This is a genomic window from Marinicrinis sediminis (genome assembly GCF_042685085.1).
Lineage (GTDB): Bacteria > Bacillota > Bacilli > Paenibacillales > KCTC-33676 > Marinicrinis > Marinicrinis sediminis.
The window spans coordinates 79,974-101,062 of sequence record NZ_JBHUMM010000045.1 but is presented as its reverse complement, the minus strand read 5'-3'; the positions used below and the strand labels follow the sequence as shown (position 1 = coordinate 101,062).

General features: G+C 49.5%; 17 protein-coding genes. 12 read left to right on the top strand and 5 right to left on the bottom strand.

The window, feature by feature from the left end:
- The first annotated feature begins 184 nt into the window (after window positions 1-184).
- From pulA to ACFSUC_RS18840, 4 genes are all read left to right on the top strand, one after another.
- Complete coding sequence (pulA, locus tag ACFSUC_RS18855) at window positions 185-4,207, top strand: type I pullulanase (RefSeq protein WP_379931281.1); 4,023 nt, start codon at window positions 185-187, stop codon at window positions 4,205-4,207.
- A gap of 309 nt (window positions 4,208-4,516) precedes the next feature.
- Window positions 4,517-5,113, top strand: a complete 597-nt coding sequence (locus ACFSUC_RS18850; protein ID WP_379931199.1) for a DeoR family transcriptional regulator — start codon at window positions 4,517-4,519, stop codon at window positions 5,111-5,113.
- A gap of 71 nt (window positions 5,114-5,184) precedes the next feature.
- Complete coding sequence (locus ACFSUC_RS18845) at window positions 5,185-6,678, top strand: PepSY-associated TM helix domain-containing protein (protein WP_379931198.1); 1,494 nt, start codon at window positions 5,185-5,187, stop codon at window positions 6,676-6,678.
- Window positions 6,679-6,691: 13 nt separating this feature from the next.
- The gene (locus tag ACFSUC_RS18840; protein ID WP_379931197.1) at window positions 6,692-7,204 is read left to right on the top strand and encodes a FixH family protein; all 513 of its coding nucleotides are present in this window, start codon (window positions 6,692-6,694) and stop codon (window positions 7,202-7,204) included.
- Window positions 7,205-7,281: 77 nt separating this feature from the next.
- Here ACFSUC_RS18840 and ACFSUC_RS18835 read toward each other — a convergent pair whose 3' ends face one another.
- Window positions 7,282-8,934 carry a SulP family inorganic anion transporter gene (locus tag ACFSUC_RS18835; protein ID WP_379931196.1) on the bottom strand — a complete coding sequence of 551 codons (1,653 nt, stop codon included), beginning with the start codon at window positions 8,932-8,934 and terminating at the stop codon, window positions 7,282-7,284.
- A gap of 92 nt (window positions 8,935-9,026) precedes the next feature.
- Window positions 9,027-10,169, bottom strand: a complete 1,143-nt coding sequence (locus ACFSUC_RS18830; RefSeq protein ID WP_379931195.1) for an MBL fold metallo-hydrolase — start codon at window positions 10,167-10,169, stop codon at window positions 9,027-9,029.
- A gap of 1,140 nt (window positions 10,170-11,309) precedes the next feature.
- Between ACFSUC_RS18830 and amyS the strand changes: the two genes are divergently transcribed.
- Entirely contained in the window at window positions 11,310-12,866 is a 1,557-nt protein-coding gene (gene amyS, locus ACFSUC_RS18825; RefSeq protein WP_379931194.1) for an alpha-amylase, read from the top strand.
- Window positions 12,867-13,080: 214 nt separating this feature from the next.
- Here amyS and ACFSUC_RS18820 read toward each other — a convergent pair whose 3' ends face one another.
- Entirely contained in the window at window positions 13,081-13,380 is a 300-nt protein-coding gene (locus ACFSUC_RS18820) for a HesB/YadR/YfhF family protein (RefSeq protein ID WP_379931193.1), read from the bottom strand.
- Window positions 13,381-13,647: 267 nt separating this feature from the next.
- Here ACFSUC_RS18820 and ACFSUC_RS18815 point away from each other — a divergent pair, with 267 nt between their 5' ends.
- On the top strand, window positions 13,648-14,640 hold the full coding sequence (locus ACFSUC_RS18815; protein WP_379931192.1) for a ComEC/Rec2 family competence protein: 993 nt from the start codon (window positions 13,648-13,650) through the stop codon (window positions 14,638-14,640).
- Window positions 14,641-14,700: 60 nt separating this feature from the next.
- Here ACFSUC_RS18815 and ACFSUC_RS18810 read toward each other — a convergent pair whose 3' ends face one another.
- Window positions 14,701-15,051 carry a DUF4870 domain-containing protein gene (locus ACFSUC_RS18810; RefSeq protein WP_379931191.1) on the bottom strand — a complete coding sequence of 117 codons (351 nt, stop codon included), beginning with the start codon at window positions 15,049-15,051 and terminating at the stop codon, window positions 14,701-14,703.
- 139 nt (window positions 15,052-15,190) lie between these two features.
- Between ACFSUC_RS18810 and ACFSUC_RS18805 the strand changes: the two genes are divergently transcribed.
- The 3 genes from ACFSUC_RS18805 (at window position 15,191) to ACFSUC_RS18795 (ending at window position 17,696) form a co-directional block, all read left to right on the top strand.
- Window positions 15,191-16,000 (top strand): ABC transporter ATP-binding protein, encoded by an 810-nt coding sequence (locus tag ACFSUC_RS18805; RefSeq protein ID WP_379931190.1) that lies wholly within the window; start codon window positions 15,191-15,193, stop codon window positions 15,998-16,000.
- Window positions 15,997-17,187, top strand: a complete 1,191-nt coding sequence (locus tag ACFSUC_RS18800; protein WP_379931189.1) for an ABC transporter permease — start codon at window positions 15,997-15,999, stop codon at window positions 17,185-17,187. The genes ACFSUC_RS18805 and ACFSUC_RS18800 overlap by 4 nt, the downstream gene beginning before the upstream one ends.
- A gap of 98 nt (window positions 17,188-17,285) precedes the next feature.
- Window positions 17,286-17,696 carry a DNA/RNA helicase gene (locus tag ACFSUC_RS18795; RefSeq protein ID WP_379931188.1) on the top strand — a complete coding sequence of 137 codons (411 nt, stop codon included), beginning with the start codon at window positions 17,286-17,288 and terminating at the stop codon, window positions 17,694-17,696.
- A 128-nt stretch (window positions 17,697-17,824) separates the two neighbouring features.
- On the opposite strand, the gene ACFSUC_RS18790 is transcribed toward ACFSUC_RS18795, so the two are convergent.
- Window positions 17,825-19,096 (bottom strand): BaiN/RdsA family NAD(P)/FAD-dependent oxidoreductase, encoded by a 1,272-nt coding sequence (locus ACFSUC_RS18790; protein WP_379931187.1) that lies wholly within the window; start codon window positions 19,094-19,096, stop codon window positions 17,825-17,827.
- A gap of 165 nt (window positions 19,097-19,261) precedes the next feature.
- Here ACFSUC_RS18790 and ACFSUC_RS18785 point away from each other — a divergent pair, with 165 nt between their 5' ends.
- From ACFSUC_RS18785 to ACFSUC_RS18775, 3 genes are all read left to right on the top strand, one after another.
- On the top strand, window positions 19,262-20,134 hold the full coding sequence (locus ACFSUC_RS18785) for a hypothetical protein (RefSeq protein WP_379931186.1): 873 nt from the start codon (window positions 19,262-19,264) through the stop codon (window positions 20,132-20,134).
- Between the two features lie 15 nt (window positions 20,135-20,149).
- Complete coding sequence (locus tag ACFSUC_RS18780) at window positions 20,150-20,584, top strand: DUF3905 domain-containing protein (RefSeq protein WP_379931185.1); 435 nt, start codon at window positions 20,150-20,152, stop codon at window positions 20,582-20,584.
- Between the two features lie 103 nt (window positions 20,585-20,687).
- Window positions 20,688-21,089: BrxA/BrxB family bacilliredoxin (locus ACFSUC_RS18775; protein WP_379931184.1), on the top strand; the 402-nt coding region annotated here is incomplete at its 3' end.

Below are 21,089 nucleotides of genomic sequence, written 5' to 3'. Positions count from 1 at the left end.
GGAAAGGAAGGTCTAAGATTATTTCATATTGATGGAGGGGGATTCACCTTTGCGCAAACGATTGAAATCTCGCGTGTCTTTGATGCTGGCCTTTATGATGCTCTTTTCGTTAATGACTGGCTTCGGAGCCGTGCAATAAGCAGAAGCAGCGCCACAGCCAGATGAAGAAACCGTTGAGAAAAACATAACCCGACTAATCGTCCATTACCAGCCAGATCCGGAGGACACAAGGGACTGGAATATATGGGGTTGGGCAACTGAGCCGGAAGCGGTTGAAGGCAAAATATTTGAGTTTGAAGAGGTAGGGGATGAGTTCGGCGAGGTCGGCTTCGTGGATATCACGGGTGACTATGACCGTCTTGGCTTCATCATCCGCACCGATACGTGGGAAAAGGATGGCGGGGACCGTTTTGTAGACGTAACCAGCTCCAATGTAACGGAAGTATGGGTGAAGAGCGGGGACGATACCGTCTATTTGTCTCCACCGGATGGCGAGTATCGGGATGTTGTGAATCATAGCGACATTGAGGTCAAGCTCCACTACTATCGCTACGATGAAAACTATAGTGACTGGGATGTATGGATGTGGACACGAAATCTGGCCGGTCAAAATGCCAATGGTCAGGCTGTCACGTTCGAAGAGGATGAGTATGGCGTGGTTGCCACGCTGAGTCTCTCAGAGGTAGAAGCCAACCGGATTGGTTTTATCGTCCGTCAGAATGAATGGAGCGGAACGCGTGAGCCTGGCGGAGACCGCTATATTACCAGACTGGATGCGACCGGACAGGCAGAGGTGTGGATACTTCAAGACAGCGAGAAGATTTACTATCACGAACCTTTTGTGGATCGTACTCCAAGAGTGCTGGATGCGATGGTGGATGATTTTGATGAGGTTCACCTCACGTTGAACCGCCGTGTGTCGGTGAGTGAAGCCGTATACATTCAGGATACATCGGTGACCGAGGCGGTCTATCTGGATATTGAAGAGATTGAGCTGATCGATTCCGAGGATGGTCTGGAGTCTAATCAGTTAAAAGTGAGCTTGAGTGAGGATCTGGATCTGTCCAAGGCATACACCGTTTCCCTGGACGGATTTGAGAGCGCCACCTTGCAGCATGGCAAGATCGTTAGAAGTGAGTACTATGACGAGACTTTCTATTACGATGGTGATGACTTGGGCAACACCTATTCAGCGAGTGAGACGTCATTCCGGGTATGGGCTCCTTCTGCGGCAGAAGCGAAGCTGGTTACGTACGAAAGCTGGGATTCGACGAGTGGAACGGAATATGAGATGACCCGAGACGTCAAGGGTACGTGGACGTACACACTGGATGGCGATCAGGAAGGACTGCTCTATACGTACAAAGTAAAAATTGGCGATGAATGGAATGAGGCAGTGGACCCTTATGCCAGAGCGGTTGCGGTGAACGGAGACATGGGAGCAGTGGTAGATCTGGCTTCAACCGATCCGGCAGGATTTGATGGGCATGATCGTCCGGCCTTCTCGACCGAGCAGGAAGATGCCATTATCTATGAGCTTCATGTACGCGACCTGTCGATTCATCCTGATAGTGGAATCGAGAACAAAGGAAAGTTCCTGGGTCTGACCGAGACGGGTACCACAGGTCCGGACGGGGTAAAGACCGGACTGGATCATATCAAAGACTTGGGCGTGACGCACGTGCAGTTGCTGCCAATCTATGACTACAACAGTCTGGATGAGGAAAATCATGAGCAGCCACAGTTCAACTGGGGATACGATCCGAAAAACTACAATGCCCCAGAAGGTACGTATTCGACTGATCCATATACGCCGACCACGCGCATCAATGAATTGAAGCAGGCGGTACAGGCGATGCATGACAATGGACTTCGTGTCATTATGGATGTCGTTTACAATCATATGTACAGTGCGGTAGACTCCAACTTCCACAAGCTGGTACCCGGCTATTACTATCGCTACGATGAGAATGGCAACTTCTTCAACGGGACCGGTGTGGGTAATGATACCGCTTCTGACCGCAAGATGATGAGCAAGTTTATTGTGGATTCCATCGAATACTGGACAACGGAATACAAGCTTGACGGCTACCGTTTTGACCTGATGGGTATCCATGATGTAGATACGATGAACAAGGTTCGCGAAACGCTGGATGAGATTGATCCGTCAATTGTGGTTCTCGGAGAGGGCTGGAATATGGGGAACCATCCGGAGGAAATTCGTTCCAATCAGGGTAACGCTGAAGATATGCCGGGCATTGCCCATTTTAATGACGACATGCGGGATGCCATCAAGGGCAGCGTGTTTAATGACGATGAGAGTGGATTCGTCAGTGGTGCTGAAGGCCTGGAGGATCGAATCAGAGCAGGTATCAAGGGTGGAATCGACAATTATGAGTTCGGGTATGAGACCTACCAGGACCCGGAGCAGGTTGTAACCTATACCGAGGCACATGACAACTTTACCATTTGGGATAAGCTGTCCAATTCCAATCCGGAAGCAACAGATGAAGAAAAGAAGAAGATGCACAAGCTGGCTTCTTCCCTCATTTTGACTTCACAAGGGGTCTCCTTCATTCATGCCGGACAGGAATTCATGCGTACCAAATATTATGAAGGCATTCAGGTAGATTGTGATAACGTTTGTCCGGAAAACAGTTACCGTTCCACGGATGAGGTTAATCGCCTGGATTGGCATCGCCGTGCTGAATTTGAAGATGAAGTCGAATACATGAAAGGTCTGATTGAATTGCGTCAGGCACATCCGGCGCTGCGCATGCGTACGGCGGAAGACATTCGCGAACACATTCATTTCCTGGATACCCCGGAGCAGGTTGTTGGCTATACGATCAACGACTATGCCAACGGTGATTCAGCCAAATATCTGGCGGTTGTATTTAATGCCAGTAATCAGGCCGTAAACGTGACCTTGCCGATCTCTTCTTACTGGGATGTACTGGTAGACGGGAATCAGGCCGGAACCGAAGTGCTGACAACATTGAAAGGAAGACAAATCAGTATTCCTTCGCTCAGCACGTATGTCATGGAGTCAGACGGAACCATTTATACAAGACCGAATACTCCGCCACCTTCTGGAGGCAACGAGCAGGATGACGAGCAGACGGAAGTGGTCAAGAACCCGACCGTGAAGGATGGCAAAATCAAGGTTTCTGTCAACAAAGGCAAGAGCAAAGTTGTATTGCCAGCAAATGCAGATGCCGTCTCCAAAGGAAATGCCTTGTCTATTGAAGGCGATGGATTCCAGGCTGAGGTACCAGCGGATGTGCTGAAGCAACTGTTGGAACTGTTGCCAGCAGAGGAAAGGGACGATGCCAGTATTTCATTCACATTTGAACAAAACACGGATGTGGATGAGCTGCTGGAGATGGCAGGGGAGAAGCAACAAACCGATCTTCAGTCCGTAGGGGCTGTGTATACCTTCAAGCTATCTATCGGTGGAGAAGATGAAGACGGAACCACCTTGTCTCAATTTGGTACTCCGATCATTATCTCGATACCTGTAGAGGAAGGCGCAGATGCGAATCTGACGGGCATCTACTATGTGGGTCAGGATGGTACACTGGAATATGTAGGCGGCACGATGGAGAACGGGATGATCACCGCCGAAATTAGCCATTTCAGTACGTACGCGGTACTGGAAATGCGTAAATCTTATTCAGATGTGCCAGCCAGTCACTGGGCTGCGGATGTCATTGCAGAATTGTCGGCGAAACAAATTGTATTTGGCATCCAGCCAACTGAGTTTGCACCGAATCAATCGGTGACAAGAGCAGAATTTACCGCATTGCTTGCCCGCGCCCTGGATTTAGAGGCGGACGGAGAAGCGGAATTCCAGGATGTTTCTGCTGACGCATGGTATGCCGACAGTGTGGCAGCGGCGGCAGAAGCTGGCATTGTGAGTGGCGTAGGCAATGGTTTGTTCGCTCCGAATGCCACCCTTTCCCGGGAAGAGATGGCTGTCATGCTGATAAACGCCTATGTGTCTCTGAACCTGACAGGGGAAGAGAAAGCGATGACTCCGTTTGCAGATGCGGATGAAATGAGCGATTGGGCCGTTGACCATGTGGAGCGTGCGGCCAGACTTGGTTTACTAAGTGGCAGAGGAGAGAATAGATTTGCTCCACAGGCGGAAATGACAAGAGCAGAAAGCACACAAGTGATTCACACACTCATTCATCTGCCATAGCAGGCTGCACGAAGGTTTTATTTCTAAGCTAGTCGGCTATAGCTTAGAAAGACGAAAGACGAAAGATAATCGTAGAACATGATGAAATCCGCTGTAACCCGCTGTGCCTGTTTAACAGGCTGCAGCGGGTTTTTTTCTGTTCAAAAAAGCAAAAACAAAAAGCAATGGATGATAAAACGTGTGAAAAATCACAGGATTCATCGTTTATTCACAAATCACCTGATTCAATCGAGAAGGAATCCATTACAATAGCAATAAACAACAAAGACGAGCGCGATAACGTGAAGAACAGGAAAGGGGATGGAAGGAATGCTTCCGATCGAAAGACAACAACAAATCATGGAGTGGCTGAAGGATGAGAAAACACTTAGGGTCTCCGACTTGAGCGAGCGGCTGGAGGTTTCGGAGATGACGATTTATCGGGATCTGAAGCCGTTAATGGACGAAGGAAAAGTAGAGAAGACTTCAGGTGGAATCGCCCTGGCCTCGGTGCCGAAGCAACCTGCCAGTCTGGCCTGTGTGTATTGCTATAAGTCATCTGCTTCCCGGCATGCGGTACAGGTGATTCGGACGGACCAGACCGTAGAGCATGCCTGTTGCGCACACTGTGCCTTGCTACGCTACGCCGACATGGAGTCAGAGATTTCTCATCTGCTGTGCAAGGACTTTATTCTGGATACGACGCTCAGTGCACAGATGGCGACGTTTTTATTCAATCCTTCTGTACACATTAACTGCTGTCAGCCACAGGTTCTCGCATTTCAGTCCAGACAGGATGCATTGAAATTTCAGACCGGCTTTGGCGGAGAGGTGTATGGTTTCAAACAGGCGGTCTCGACCATTGTCCAGACGATGCATCATCCGTCCTCATCTTGTTGCGGTAAAAATGGACAAAATCATTCGTGATTCGTGATGAAGGAATTTGAAATGTCATCATATGTAATCGCAAACATATTAATTAGAGGAGCATTCAATCGATGAACGAGGAAATAAATCCATCCCGCCCTGCAAGTTCTGCGCAAGGGCAAACTGAAAATAAAGCTGAAAAAACAACGGAACGTAGGAATGAGCATCAGAATGAGCAACAAACCGAGCATAAAATCGAGAAGAAAAAAAGTCCATTATATGCTTCCGTTTGGAGATGGCACTTTTACGCGGGTCTCATTTTCACTCCTTTTCTACTGATCCTCGCGATTAGCGGAGGCATTTATCTGTTCAAGGATGAGGTAGAAAATTATATGCACCATGATCAGTATTTTGTTTCACCTCAAACCGTCACGGAGGAGAAGCTGCCGCCATCGGACATGGTAGAGAAAGTTCAGGCTGGTCATCCGGGTGCCGTGGTCATCTCCATGACCCAATATGATAATCCGGAGCGTTCGGTAAAAATGGGACTGATCGAACAGGGACAAATGTCATTCGCCTTCATCAATCCTTATAATGGTGAACTGTCAGGCAAGCTGTCCAGCGATGACATGCTGATGAACCAGGTGCGCGATCTTCACAGCCAATTGCTTGTCGGCGGAACCTGGGCCAATCGGCTCGTGGAACTTGCTGCTGGCTGGGCGTTGATTTTGCTGCTTACAGGCCTCTATATTTGGTGGCCGCGCAATAAAGGCGGGATCTGGGGGACTTTGCTACCGCGGTTTCGTGCCAGGGGAAGAACATTCTGGAGAGATTTGCACGCCGTACCTGCCTTCTGGTTGTCTGCGGGGTTGCTCCTGCTCATTCTGACCGGGCTGCCATGGTCCGGGGTTATGGGGGAGCAGATTCAGAAGTTCTCCACCTCTACCAATACCGGATATCCCGCCTTTGCACTCAGCTTCGGAGAGAAACCGCAGTCGGTTACGTATACAAAGGATGTCGCTCAGGATATTCCATGGGCCACAGAGAAGCTGCCGGTGCCAACTTCTGATGATACCAAAGGACTGATTCCGCTCGGAATCAACGAGGTTCAGCATCTGGTAGACAGTCAGTCTATCGATAAGCCCTATACGCTGTCTTTCCCGAGCGGAGCGAGTGGTGTGTATACGGTGGCAACCACTGGGCAGCATCCGACCGACCTGACAACCATACACCTTGATCAGTACAGCGGCACCGTACTGACAGATGTGCGATTTGCTGATCTCGGCATAACGGCCCAGGCCATTTCATTGGGGATTGCCCTTCATGAGGGAAGACTGTTCGGATTGCCCAATCAATTGCTTGGTCTGCTCGTATGTGCGGGGTTAGTGCTCATGATCATCAGTGCGATCGTCATGTGGCTCAAGCGTCGTCCGGCAGGCAAGCTAGGAGCTCCTTCCAAACCTGCATCGCCGCGACCTGTTAAGCAGACCATTGTGGTGTGGGCCATCACACTGATTCTTGGCATTCTCATGCCGCTGGTGGGTCTCTCTATCGTGGCGGTCTTGCTGCTGGACTTACTCGTCATCCGCAGAATAAAAGCGCTGAAATCCTGGTTTTCAGCATAAGGGGGATATCGATATGATAAAGTCATACCAACCAGACTCGCATCGCCTCGGTAGACGACGCACATCCGCCTGGTCCATGATCGTCCTGATAACTAGCGTGGCTCTACTGTCTGCATGCCAGGCGAGTGATATTTCTGTCGCACAAGGCGACGCAATTGAAATTACGATGTACGCAGAAGAACAGTTGGCAATCAATCAGCCGGTTGAACTGGCTGTGGCACTGACTCAACAACAGCAACCTGTCGAGGATGCAGGTGACGTACAGATAGAGCTATGGAAGAAAGGGGAGCGGGACGGGTCCAGGCTTGTGCAGGCTGATTCGCTCGGCGATGGATGGTACGGGGTTACGACCACATTCGAATCAAACGGGATCTACGTGATGCAGACCCATATTACCGCCCGCGGCACCCATCTCATGCCCAAACGCCATCTTGTAGTCGGAGAGGTCAGTGAAGAAGAGTTGAAGCAACTGGATCAGACGGTTTCAGAGGATGACGGACATGGTGGAGGCGGACATGACCACTAGAACCGATTGCTCGATGGTCTTGTCATCGTGACGGTCTCAGGCGCATGATCTCGGATCACACATGGATCACACATGGATCACGGATCGCGCCTGATCACCGCCAAAGCTTCATCTATGGTATCAAAAGCATAGGAATGAAAGGAATACTGGGACCAGTCAGAGCGCTGAAACAAGTCTTTGACGGGTCCTTTTAGTTGTGCAAATAAAAGGGTAACGCCCCCCTCTTGCAGTTCATGTCTGAATTGCAGCAAGGAAGAGAGTGCAACGGCATCAATGGCATTGGCACTGGAGCCGTCCAGAATGATCCACCGAATGTCCCGTCGCATTTCCAGCCTTTCATGTAACTGCTTTTCCAGATAACCCATGTTAGCAAAATAAAAAGAGGCGTCCATCCGAAAAATGAGCACACCGGGCATTGTTTTGGCTTCCGGATAGCGAAGCACATTGCGATAAAGCTGCTTTTGTGGCAGATAGCCAAGCTCAGCCGTATGTGGATAGGCGCTTCGCTTAATAAAGAGCATAAGCGAAAACACCACCCCGAGTAGAATGCCTTTCATGACACCTAGCAACAGCGTACCGGCAAAGGCCACGACCCACACCCATCCGTCGCTTTTTTTGATGCGAAAATAGGAGGAAGGTGTTCGAAATTCAATGAGTGGCGCCACCCCGACGATAATCATGGCGGCCAGGGCGGACATCGGCAAGTAATAAAAGGCGGAAGTAAAAAATAGAAGCGTAGCCGAAATTAGCACTGCAGTTATAATTGAAGCAAGCTGGGTTTGTGCGCCTGATTGCCGATTCATGGCAGAGCGGGACAATCCGCCAGTAACTGGAAGAGCAGACACGAGAGAAGATGAAAGGTTGGCAAGTCCCAGCCCGATTAAATCACGATTGGGACGACTTTGGTCTCTTGATGAGGTGGCCAGGGAGCGGGCAATGGAAGTAGACTCCACAAAGCTGACAAGTGCAATGGTGAGCGCAAGCGGGATTAAGCTGGTGTAGGTATCCATGTCATGCTGTAGCATCGGTAATCGAACAGAGGGGAAACCGGAAGCCACTGGCCCGGCGATTCCGAGACCTTTCTGATCCAGTCTGAACAGGTAGGTAAGCAGTGTAGCAAGCGGAATCAGCAGCAAGGGGCCCGGAACGGGGAAACGCCATTTTTTGACTGCGATCAACAGGAGCATAGAAGCTGCACCGAATAGCAGAGTCAGGCCATGAATGTCCTGCCATTGCTGCATCAACTGCCCCATCGTGGACAGGAATGAGCCACCGGATGTGAGCGCAATCCCGAGGATATGCTTGAGTTGACTCAGGATGATTAAAATGGCTGCCGCAGCAGTAAAGGCGCGAATCACGCCATGGGATAAAAAAGTCGCAATAAACCCGAAACGAAGCAAGCCCATCAGCAATTGGGAGGCACCGATCAGAAAGGTGAGGAGGACGGCAAGTGCCAGATAGGAAGGACTCTCTGGCGTAGCAAGCGGGGCAAGGCTGGAAAATACCAGCAGGCTTACCGTAGCAGCGGGCCCCACAGACAGCTGTCTCGAGCTTCCAAACAACGCATACAGGACAAGGGGAATCGTTGAGGCATACAGGCCATAGATGGGAGGAAGACCTGCGAGCATCGCATAGGCCAACGCCTGGGGGATGAGAATGACCGCCACAACCATTCCGGCAGTTAGATCCCCGCGAAGGTTAGTTCGTGTGTAGGGCCATAACCCGCTCATACCCGTTTCCTCCCTTTACTTGCTTGCCTGGCCTGCCTTTCTTGATCAGGGATTTCGGACATCGTCCTGTCGTCCCAGAGACTTGTCTTCAACTAGCGGACCGCACAGCGGTTGGGCCCAAGCTCCATTTCACTTTGTTCTGCTTCCTCTGGTGTCATCCGTCCCATATTGGTTTGCCTGATCTGCTCATAGCTGTTGGGCTGAGGGGGCAGATTTTCGGTTACCGTTTTCCTGAAAGTCTGTGCATCTTCAATATTCAGTCCGTGATTTTCTTCAAATAAAGCTCGAAGTAGCTTTCTTACACTGCCGTCGGCATTCATTTCATGAAGCGTCATAAAGTGGGCAGGCAACACTTCAAGCCGATTGTATATGGCAAGTGCTTTGTATCGTTCATATAAGGACGTACGCAGGTCATCTACCCAGTCGCTTGCCTTGCCAGCCAGATCAGGTCTGCCGATCGAGTCAATAAACAGGATGTCTCCGGTAAGCAGGTATTGGTCCTCAATCAGGAAAGAAGTGCTGCCGATCGTATGACCGGGTGAATAGAGCGCCTTGATCGTCACTTCTCCGATGTGAAGCGTCATTTGATCCTCCAGTGGCGTATAATCGAATACCACCTGATCGGCGTCGCGGGGAGGCAGGTAGTAACGGGTATGGTGCTGCTCCGCCATTCGTCTGCCGCCTGAAATGTGGTCGGCGTGCAGATGCGTATCCAGCACCGCTTTCAGCTCAGCCTGATACTGCTCCAGTGCCTGTTCATAGGGTTCTATCGTTCGACTGATGTCGATGAGGGCGGCTTCGCCATTGGAGACGACCATATAAGAGAGGCACCCTTTGCCGATACGTACGAACTGAATGAGCGCACCGTTCCCAGCCAGATCGGCCAGATGTACAGGTACGATATGCTCTCCCCATGCGGCCATGCCTCCTTCCACGGACGTAGCGCCCGTGAAACCTTCTTCCATGAATCGTTTCGTTGCCAGTTCTGACGTTTTTCCTTTTGAACAGATTACATAGAAGAGTGCATCCTTCTCCAGCTGCTGGTGAAAATACGCCATCGACGCATCCAACTCTGCATGGGGCATGTGCAACACCCGAATGCCTTCCCCTTCAATTTTCCAGTCATCGAATCTTTCTTTTGGCCGCACATCAACAAGTGTCAAAGGTTCCCGAGCGATCACTTTGCGTGCAAGCTCCGCTACTGGAATTGTCTGAATCTGAATGGAAGTTGTCATCATTTTATACCCCTTTCCACGCTTATATATGGCGATGCTTGTCTGTACGTTATGAGTCAGGATCACGGCTTGTACACGATCCCTTTCCTGCCGATATCCTACATGTACATTACCCACCAGAGTGCCAAGCTATTCACCTTAAAACAAATCAATATAGTGGAACTCATCAAATAGGATAAGTGGAATTCATCAAATAGTATGGAAGAAGAGAGTCCGGTTTCTCAGACTTAATCAGCACACCTCCTGGCCGTTGCTAACGGAGCAGACAGAGTGGAGTAAATGAAAGATAGGGGCAGAAATGGAACATAGATTGATCAAAAGAAATTGACAAGACAAAAATGAAGAGAACCCAAGTGAAAGCGGGTTACAGACCTGGAAGTAGGCGTAAGGAAAGAAGTGAAAAAGTAGCGTAGTAGTGAAAGAAAAAGAAAGTAAAGCGGTAAAGAAAGATGGGGAAGAAAAGATGTGAAAGCATTCTGGTAACAGAAAAGTAGTGAAAGAGGGAGTGGAGGGTGAAAAGGATGAAGAGAGAACTGAAGAGAGGGAAATGAATGAGCGGAGATTGGAAAGGTACTGTAGAGAGAAAAGAAAGAGAGAGGAATAGAAAGATAGAGAAATAGAAATAGAATGAGAAAGAGAGAAAGAGAGACAAATAGAAAGAAACAGAGATAAAGAGTTTGAGCTGAAGAAGCAATAGAAAAGAGAGAATAAACGCGTAAGGTAAAGAAATCAGAAAAGTGAGAAATGAAGAGACCAACAGGCCAGCAGATGAAGAGATTAAGAGAAGAGAGAGAAGAGACAATTGCAAAGAACAAAGGATGTCGAATTCAGGGAGATAAAGGCGCTTAAATAGATAAATAAAGAAAAACTATCAAAATCTCTTATCAATGATAAAATATAGTTGATTAATAGATTTTGATTTGCTACAATATCCATGAAACCGCTTTCTATTTTCAATAAAAAAAATCACTTGAAAACGGTTGCACTTCTATCTTACCACCGGTCAGAATACTTGGCAAGAGGCGATCGGAACACCGAAAAAGGGAGGGGATACGCCAATATCGGGCTCTGCGTTTTATCCTTGGACAGGATTGAGCTTGTGCAAGTCAGCAATACCATTTTAAGGAGGTAGTTAATGAAATGAGAGGCCTGAAGAAAAAAGTTGTCACTTCCATCGCCATGCTTGCAACCGCTTCCATGATCATCGTCCCTCAGGGCGGAAACAATGTTCAAAAAGCGGAAGCAGCCGCACAAAATGGCACCATGATGCAATATTTCGAATGGTATGTTCCGAACGACGGAAACCACTGGAACCGTCTGAAAAATGATGCGACCAACCTGCAAAACTTGGGGATTACAGCTGTATGGATTCCACCTGCGTGGAAAGGACAGAGTCAAGGGGACGTCGGTTATGGTGTCTATGATCTCTATGACCTTGGGGAGTTCAATCAGAAGGGGACTACGCGTACAAAATACGGAACGAAGAGCCAGCTGACATCTGCAATCAGTACCCTGAAGGGCAAGAGTATCCAAGTATACGGGGATGTCGTCATGAATCATCGTCTGGGTGCAGATGGTACAGAAGATGTAACGGCTGTGGAAGTCAACCCGAGTAACCGCAACCAGGAAATTTCCGGTGATTACACGATCAAGGCGTGGACAAAACTTGATTTCCCTGGACGTGGCAATACGTACTCCAGCTTTAAATGGAGATGGTACCATTTCGACGGCACAGATTGGAACCAAAATACACAGCAAAGCGGAAAGATCTACAAATTCCGCGGAACAGGAAAGAACTGGGATTGGGAAGTTGACACGGAAAACGGGAACTATGACTACCTGATGGGAGCAGACGTAGACGTTGACCATCCGGATGTCGCGAACGAGCTTCGCAACTGGGGTGTTTGGTACGCCAATACCTTGAACCTGGATGGCTTCCGAATCGATGCGGTCAAACATATCAAATTTGATTTCTTGAAAAACTGGCTGAACCATGTTCGCAGTACAACAGGCAAATCCCTGTTCTCTGTTGCTGAATACTGGAACGGCGATATGGGCAAGCTGAACAATTACCTGCAAAAAACAAGCTACAACCATTCGATCTTTGATGTACCGCTTCACTACAACCTGTACAATGCTTCCAATGGCGGCGGCGGATACAACATGGCCAACATTTTGAACAACACTGTCGTTTCCCAGCATCCTGGTCTGGCTGTAACCTTCGTTGACAACCATGACTCCCAGCCGGGACAATCGCTGCAATCGACTGTCCAAAGCTGGTTCAAACCTTTGGCGTATGCCCTTATTATGACTCGTGAAGCTGGATATCCTGCTCTGTTCTACGGAGATTACTATGGAACAGGCAACGGCGGCATCAGCTCCCACAAGAATAAAATTGATCCGATTTTGAACGCAAGAAAGAACCGCGCGTATGGTACTCAGCATGACTACCTGAATGACAGCAATATCATTGGCTGGACACGTGAAGGAACGAATTCATTCAACAAATCCGGTCTGGCTACGATCATGTCTGATGGCGCTGGCGGCGGCAAGTGGATGTATGTTGGAACACGCAACAAAAATGAAACCTGGTACGATATCACTGGCAACAAGGGTGGTACCGTAACAATCGACAACAATGGTTGGGGTTACTTCACTTGTAATGGCGGTTCCGTATCTATCTGGGTTCAGCAATAAGGATTTCGCTGGAACGAAACGGTTTAAACAAAGAATGGTGGTCTCAGGGTTTAGTCCTGGGCCACCATTCTTTGTTTCCGTGCCGATTGTGTCAGTGTAAACGAACTTGAATCCATACGTATGAATCAATGCGTATGAAATGAAGCTGCCCTTAGGCTCCAGCATGATGCCTGGATGCTACTGGGGCAGCTTCACTGTTTCCTGATTGTTGAGGTCAGGACTTTACTGCTTCATAATGATATTCAATTTCTTCCGTAGCTGCATTGTAATCAACCTCCAGATTGTGAGTCTCAAAATACCAGAGGTCGCTGTCTTCGATATAATATTCGATGCCATTTACGTTGGAACTGGCGCCAACCTTTGTTGGTTCTTCTGTAGAAATGCCAAGGGAAAAACTCGTTTGAATGGTGCTGTGACCGCCATATTTCACATGGAAACGGACGAAATCACCCGATTGCAAATCCAATTCATCCTGTAAATGGGAAGCTGCCTGTGAAGTGATGGATAGCTTCATCTTCAACCCGCCTTTCTTCTTCCATTCATTGAATTGCCTGTCTTCTCCCATTATGTCAGACCATGTGCCGGTTGACAAGATGAGCAAGCCGGAGATCTGTTCTGATTCGATTCTGTTCAGGCAGAGTGGGGTAAAAAAAAGATAACCGCAATAAATGTGATAAATATTTATTTGTCAAGCAGGAAAGTAAGCGCTTTCTTTGGAATTGAATAGAATAGAAGTGAATGGAATGGTATATGATATCGACATCGAGAGGGGGAAACAGCTATGTATCCTTTCGTTCCTATACGAAAACGAAAATATGGTCTTAAACGGTTCGTTCTGTTGCTGCTCATGATGCTGCTGGTTTTGAGTGGGTGCGGTGCCCGATATGCTTCTCCAATGATGGCTACGTCGGACGCGCCTTATCGGATACAGAGCGTCATTGACGAAAAAGCTTTCTTCGACCGCAGTCGGGATGAGGGTCAGCTTGCCATTCGATACTTTCACCTGACCGATCGGGAGAAGAGCGGAGACGCGATTTTGATAGAGAGCCCGGATGGCGAGAAGATGCTCATTGATGCCGGGTATGTCCCGACTGGCAAGAAGCTGGATCAATACCTGAACAGGCTAGACGTATCCAAACTGGATGTCGCCGTGGCTACCCATCCTCATCATGACCATATTGGGGGTTACCTGGAACTATTGCAAACTCAGGAAATCGGGCAGTTGCTCATGCCTGATTTGAGCAACCGAACGTCGACTTATCAGAAGTTCATGAAACTTGTGGAGAAAAACGACATTGAGGTTCATTACGCTGAAGAAGGTACGAACTTTATGCTCGGCTCCTCGGTGCAGATAGAGGTACTAAATCCTCCCAAGGGTACGACCGGCAAATGGGCGGGTTCTCTGAATACAGCGCAGATGAACAATCGTTGTCTGGTCATGAAACTCACTTATGGAGACCGGACGTTCCTGTTTACCTGTGACATTTACAGGCAGGCGGAACATGCATTGACCGCAAAGTATACGGATCAGCTGAATGTGGATGTGTTGCACGCTCCGCATCATGGAGACAATACCTCTTCTTCGATTCCGTTTATTTATACCGTACAGCCTAAAGTTACACTGATCAGCTCGCATGAACGTTACAGCAGCCGCGTATATTCGTCCTATGAAGAAGCGGGAAGCCGTGTATTCATGACCGGGGAACACGGAAATTTGCTCATCCTGACAGATGGCTATGATATCCAGATCGTCTCTCAGCAAGACCCTGATTGAAAATCGTAGTCTTGACGTATCAAATACGAGTCATGACGGGATGGCGCAGGTACTTGCGTATTACGCTGATTTGTCCAGCAGATGATATTGTCCGATGAGCGGAAGCGGTTTTTTCTCACCCTGCAAGGCATGAATGATCCCATAAATGGCGAGTATCAGCACAGCCAGATTGCCAAAAGGCAAAATAAAGAGCCAGCCGATCAGGGGAACAAAGGCACCGATGATGTTGACGACAATCGCAACCAGCAGCAGCATCAGCCCCTGATTGGCATGGAACAGGGAATAGCGGCTGGGTGGTTGATTGAGAAGTGGCAGAAAAAAGAGCACATAAGCCAGCGCAGCGAAAACTCTGTCTTGCTGAGGAATACCCTCGACCCCTTTATGAAAGGGGTTTTTTTGTGGTTCAACCATGGTTCCGAGACCTCCATTCAGATAGATTCATTCCCAATGTATGTAGGGAACCGTTCTCCCATGACAAGGAGATGAAACGGAAGGAGTGAATTTGCGTAAAAAAGGAAAACGAGTACCATGCACGAAGCAGGAGGTTGAGATGGAGGATCAAGACAAGGGTTATCACATTCATATTGAAAGCGCGGGCTATGAGAAGAAGCAGCCCATCCTGACCGACCTCTCTTTCCATGTAAGCCCGGGAGAAATGATCGGTCTGATCGGTCCAAATGGCGCTGGAAAAAGTACGGCGATCAAGGCGATGCTTGGACGACTTCCTTACCTGAAGGGAACGAGCTTTGCTCAACTTTCTAATTTGTCTCATTCATCTCCTCTCTCTGATCTGACGAAGGAGCAGGAAGACGAGACGGAAAAGGAACCGGTCAGCTGGAGCTACATTCCGGAGCATCCGGTCTATTATGATCATCTTACGTTATGGGAGCACTTCGAATTGATGGCTGCGCTTCACAGGCTGTCGCCAACTGTCCTGGAGGAGAGAGGCAATCAGTTGCTGAAGCAATACAGATTGCAGGCGGTTAAGCATCATTATCCTGCATCCTTTTCCAAAGGCATGCGGCAGAAGATGATGCTTATGCTCGGTCTGATCATCAGGCCTGATCTGTATCTGATTGACGAGCCCTTTATCGGACTGGACCCGCGAGGCATGCATTTGCTGCTGGAACAGCTACAGGAGGAACAGAAACGCGGCGCGGGCATCTTGCTGTGTACGCATGTGCTGGATACCGCCGAACGGATATGCAGCCGCTTTGTGCTCCTTCATCAAGGTTCTTTACTGGCCCAGGGAACGCTTGACGATCTGCGTGAGCGCTGCCAGTCGGCCTCGGACCAGTATCGATCTTTTACCCTGAGCCAGTGCTTTCATTATTTAACGGAGGAGATGGAAGAAGCATGACGAAGCGTTTGCATACTCGTTCATTCTCCATCTCGGTGGAATACCGTAAACGGATGCAGCACAAATGGAAGGCGCAATGGAAGTTTTTCACGCTGCTGATCGATTGGGTCACCGCCTTGTATTTGATTGTGCCCGCCATACTGTTTGCAGGTTTCCAGTATGTATCATGGTGGCAGGGCTTGCCTGGCTGGATGTCGGCGTGGACACTTGGGGTGTTGTTGCCCGTTAGCGTCATGTATACCGGAGCCGGAGCGCTCCGCTTGCCCCTATACCCCGCAGATGAATGGATGCTGAGCGACCACCCGCGCTGGTTGCGTGGACTAATAAGCAGAGTGATCACGTATGAACTGGGCAAAAATGCGGTATGGCTTCTTGGATTGGTAGCCGGACTGGCCCCCATCTATGGACACTTGTACGGGCACGGGTCTACTGCAGTCTGGAATGGCGTACTCTGGCTGTTGTCTTTATGGCTGTTTAGATTAGTTCGGCAGTTGGGACAGCATGCCATTGAAGGCACATGGATGGGCTGGACGAAGCGAGGACTGAAAGGGCTATATTTGTTGATCATATCGGTTTGCACAGGGCTGATTACGTATGTGATGAGCGAAGCCAACCAGCAGGACCAATTTGCGCTGTCCCTTTCCTTTATGATGATCGTGCTAGCCGGACTGTCAGTCTGGTTGCTCCGAATGCGATTGCGTCAGACAAGCTGGTTTACGGCCGATTTGCACAGGGAGAACCGACTGGCCGGACAAATGTACGGGATTGCACTCGGTAATATCACGGACAGCAAGCCGCTGATTCGCCTGAAACGTCCCGTATATATGGTTTTTCAAAAAGGATGGTTTCGTAAGCGCACACCGGACCATATGGCAGCCGAACTGCTGGTTAAGCATATCGCGCGCAAATTCACCCATGTCATCACATATGGACAATTTACAGGCATCAGTATGATGGCGGTGTTCCTCTCGCCGATATGGATCAAGGTTGCGTGCTGGTTCGTGCTGCCATGCCTGCTTGGCTACTGGATCATCCTGCAATTTCGCCAGTTTAAGGAGGAGACGGTTCTTAGCCTGACCAGTGGCCTGATGCCGGTTGAAGCCACTTCAACCGCTTTGCTCACCCTGATTGCGCCCTACCAGATTTGTTTGACATTGGCGGTGTTAGGGAGCCTTTTCTTGACATAAACGAAAAAATGTGATTGCTTTTGAAGCAAGCAGGTATAAGAGCGGGGAGATTAGGGTTAAGCTAACGACGAAGTCAAGAGACAGAAAGGATCGTACGTATGCTGGAAGCCAATACGCTGGTCTTTCGTTTTGAGGATCGCCGTGATGCTTATTTTGCTTTTGATACATTGCTGGAGCTTGGATATCAGCCCGTCTTCCACCCGGATGAAGCAGAGCCGATGCTCCATATCCATATTGAGAAGAATGATCTCACCTCCGCCCTGGAAATTGCTCAGGCTCATGGCGGGGAACTGGTTGATGAACCAGCCGGGAAACAATATGCTACCTTTCAATCCGCTTATGAGATGGGCGAGGAAATTGCCATTCCCGCGCACATGGTGACCGAGGATATGAATGAGACTTATATGGCAGGGCTGGAACAGAAGGAAGACGAGGATGAGAATGAGCTTGATTATGCAGGTCTCGCTGAGGAAGAGGCGTTAAATGCCTTCTCGGCAGATCGGATGTAAGGTGCAGGTAAGTGGACAGTGACAGTGCGAAGAGGACTGGAGAGAAACGGAGAGTATCCCGGAAATGATAAATCGGGATACTCTTTTCATTTGCAGGGAGAGGGAAAGGCTGAAGTCAGCTCAATGGCCTAGTGTTCCTGTGCCGTTTGAAGCGCTGCATGCATGCCCGCGGTGTAGCCGGTGGAAAAGGCCGCTGTAATGTTATAACCGCCTGTATAGCCATGAATATCGAGGATTTCGCCGCAGAAGAACAAGCCAGGCATGATTTTCGATTCCATCGTTCCCGGGTGGACTTCCTTGAGGTGAATGCCGCCACCGGTTACAAAGGCTTCTTCCAGGGAAAGGGTACCGTTAATCTGAACCGGGAAAGCCTTCATTTTCTCACACAGCTCTCGCCATTGCTGTTTCGGAATATGGTCGTACGTAATGTGCTCGGCCAGCTGGCTTTTCTTGAGCAACAGCGGGATGATTCGTTCGGGCAGAAGGGTTTTCAGGGCATTTTTGATCGTTTTCCGGTTTTCCTGCTCCATCATCTTCAGTGACTCCTGATAAAGCTGTTCCAGTGACTTACCCGGGAACAAATCGATGGTCAGGAGAACAGTCGGGGTTTGCTCTTTCTTCAGCGTCTTGACCACATATTGGCTGCAGCGCAGTGCCGCCGGGCCTGACAGTCCGAAGTGGGTAAACAGCACGTCTCCGGCGTGTTCGATGATCGGCTTCCCTTTCCGGTTCCACACTTTCAGCGTAATGCCCCGCAGCGCAAGCCCCTGGAGCGACTTGTCCTGAATCCACGCTTCTGCGGAAGTGAGCGGGACTTCGGTCGGAAACAGCTCCGTAATCGTATGTCCGGCGTCCTCGGCCCACTTGAATCCGTCTCCGGTCGAACCCGTATGCGGAACTGATTTGCCTCCGGTCGCCAAAATGACAGCAGGAGCATTCAGGCGGGTTCCATCCTTGCACAGCACACCTGCCGTCTGTTGCTGCTCATACAGAACCTGCTGCACAGGTGAATCCACCCGGATATCCACACCCTGTCTCTTCACCGCATGAATCAGGGCATCCACTACCGTTTTGGCCTTGTCCGACACGGGGAACATCCGGCCGTCGTCCTCTTCCTTGAGCGCGATGCCTAGTTCTTCGAAGAAACGGATAATATCGTGATTGTTGAAATGAGAGAAAGAACTGTGCAGAAACCTGCCATTGCCGGGAATATGACGGATCAGTTCATCCAATTGTTTGGCATTGGTGACGTTGCACCTGCCGCCTCCTGAAATGCCCAGCTTCCGTCCGAGCTTGTTGCCTTTGTCCAACAGGAGAACCCTGGCGCCATGCTTGCTTGCGGCAATGGCCGCCATCAGGCCGGAGGGCCCTCCACCGATGATAATCGTATCGTAATTCATTCGTTGACTCCTTCGTCGTCTGTGCCTGTAAACGTGGTATACTGGGGTAAGCAGCCGTAAGAGGCTGTTCAGTTATTTATAAGACGAAACGGGTTGTATTTGTAGCTATTGTACCGAAAACGAAACCGGATTGCATCTCGCAGATCGGAAAGGGGTAGGAATGCATTGCCTGAATTATTACAGATCGGTTCATTTATGATACAGTCGAAGCTGCTGATTGCCTTTACTGCTGGAATCAGCGCCTATTACGCCATGTTGTGGAAGCTGAAGCAGTCAGAGGTGCTGCGGCTCTCACCGCGCTTTCTGGAGATATTGATGAATGGAGCCTGGATCGTGATTCTCATCTGGAAGTTTGGCCCGCTCCTGACCCATCCCTCTCTTGTTGTTGAACATCCTTTGATGATTTTGCTTATAAACGGGGGGAGGGAGGATCTGCTGATCGGTCTTCTCGCAGCTTCCATCTATCTCATTTACCGTATATATCGGGAGTCCATGTCTTACCGATCCGCGGGTGATTTGCTCAGTTATGGCGCCATCGTGTTTGTCACGATCTTGATGACTCCATTTTGGGAATATGGACGCGCTACAGATGTGCCATGGGGCATTACCGTGCAGACGGGGGGCGAAGCATACCATCCCGTAAACGTGTATATGCTGCTGGCAGGACTGATCGTCCTGGGAAGACTGCTCATGCCGAAACCTCCCATTGGAAGCGGGCGCCATTTGAAGGCATTTCTGATCACCTTCGGCATCCTGCTGTTCGGCATTTCCCTGACGCTTCCACCTGCTGAAGGCTGGGTGCTGTCACCGCTGCAGCTGGTCAGTCTGGTCATGGCGGGCGTCGGATATGTTTTGCCTCCTTTACGCATAATAGCAGCGAAAGGAGATGATGAGGATATGGAACCAAATGGCACACAGGATTCGATGGCTCAAAAAAGACAGCAGAAAGAAAACCAAAACCAGACCCAGAACCATGGCAAGGATAAAAACTTCTTTGTAGACAAGCATTTGGACGGTCCAAATCGTCCATCTACGTAAGCGGGCGGTGATCCTATGAAGGATCAGAGAAATCGCGACAACCGCAACAAGGAGAGATTGGAAGCGCTGGGAAGCCCGGAAATGGACCCGTATGAAATTGCCTTTCGGGAGGAATTTCTGGAGAACGGTCATCATACCCGCCAAGCGTTTGTCAATGAGCATGGCGTAATCATCGGAGATCATGAATACCAGTCAGCGAACTCTCCGCTGGAGCAATGGACGAAGGATACTGACCCAGCCATCATGTCGGGCGATGGCTGGGTGCATCCGTTCAAGGACATCGGATTTCATGCCGATGAGAACAAGGCGTACTTTGAAGATGGTGTTCCGCTCTCCAATGGCAGACTTGCCCATCCCAATCAGGATGCGGCCCACGATATGATTTTTCAGGACAAACCGGATAAGAAGAACAGGAAGAAAAGGCATCATTCTCGCCCGCAGGAACCGTAGTCGTGTGAGTTTGTTCATTGACTTTTCCTTCGATTGGCTTTCCTTTCCCTGCAAGGTATAATACAATGATAGAAATCACCTTGCGAAGGAGTGAATTCAAGGTATGTCCATGTCATTTGAAATGTATATGTCTGATATGGTTCAACCGATGAGGGATGAACTGACAAGATTGGGAATTACAGAATTGCGGACTGCTGAGCAGGTTGCAGAAGCACTGGATCAGGCAAAAGGAACGATGATGATCGTTGTCAATTCCGTGTGCGGTTGTGCGGCAGGACAATGCCGTCCTGGTGTAGCCAAAGCGCTGGAGCACGATGCGGTTCCAGATCAACTATATACGGTATTTGCAGGTCAGGATCGTGAAGCGACGGCGAAGGCGAGAGAATATTTCGCGCCGTACCCGCCATCTTCGCCATCCATTGCCATCCTCAAGGACGGGGAGCTCGTTCATTTCATCGAGCGTCAGCAGATTGAAGACCGTTCCGCTGAGGCCATTGCCGCTGAA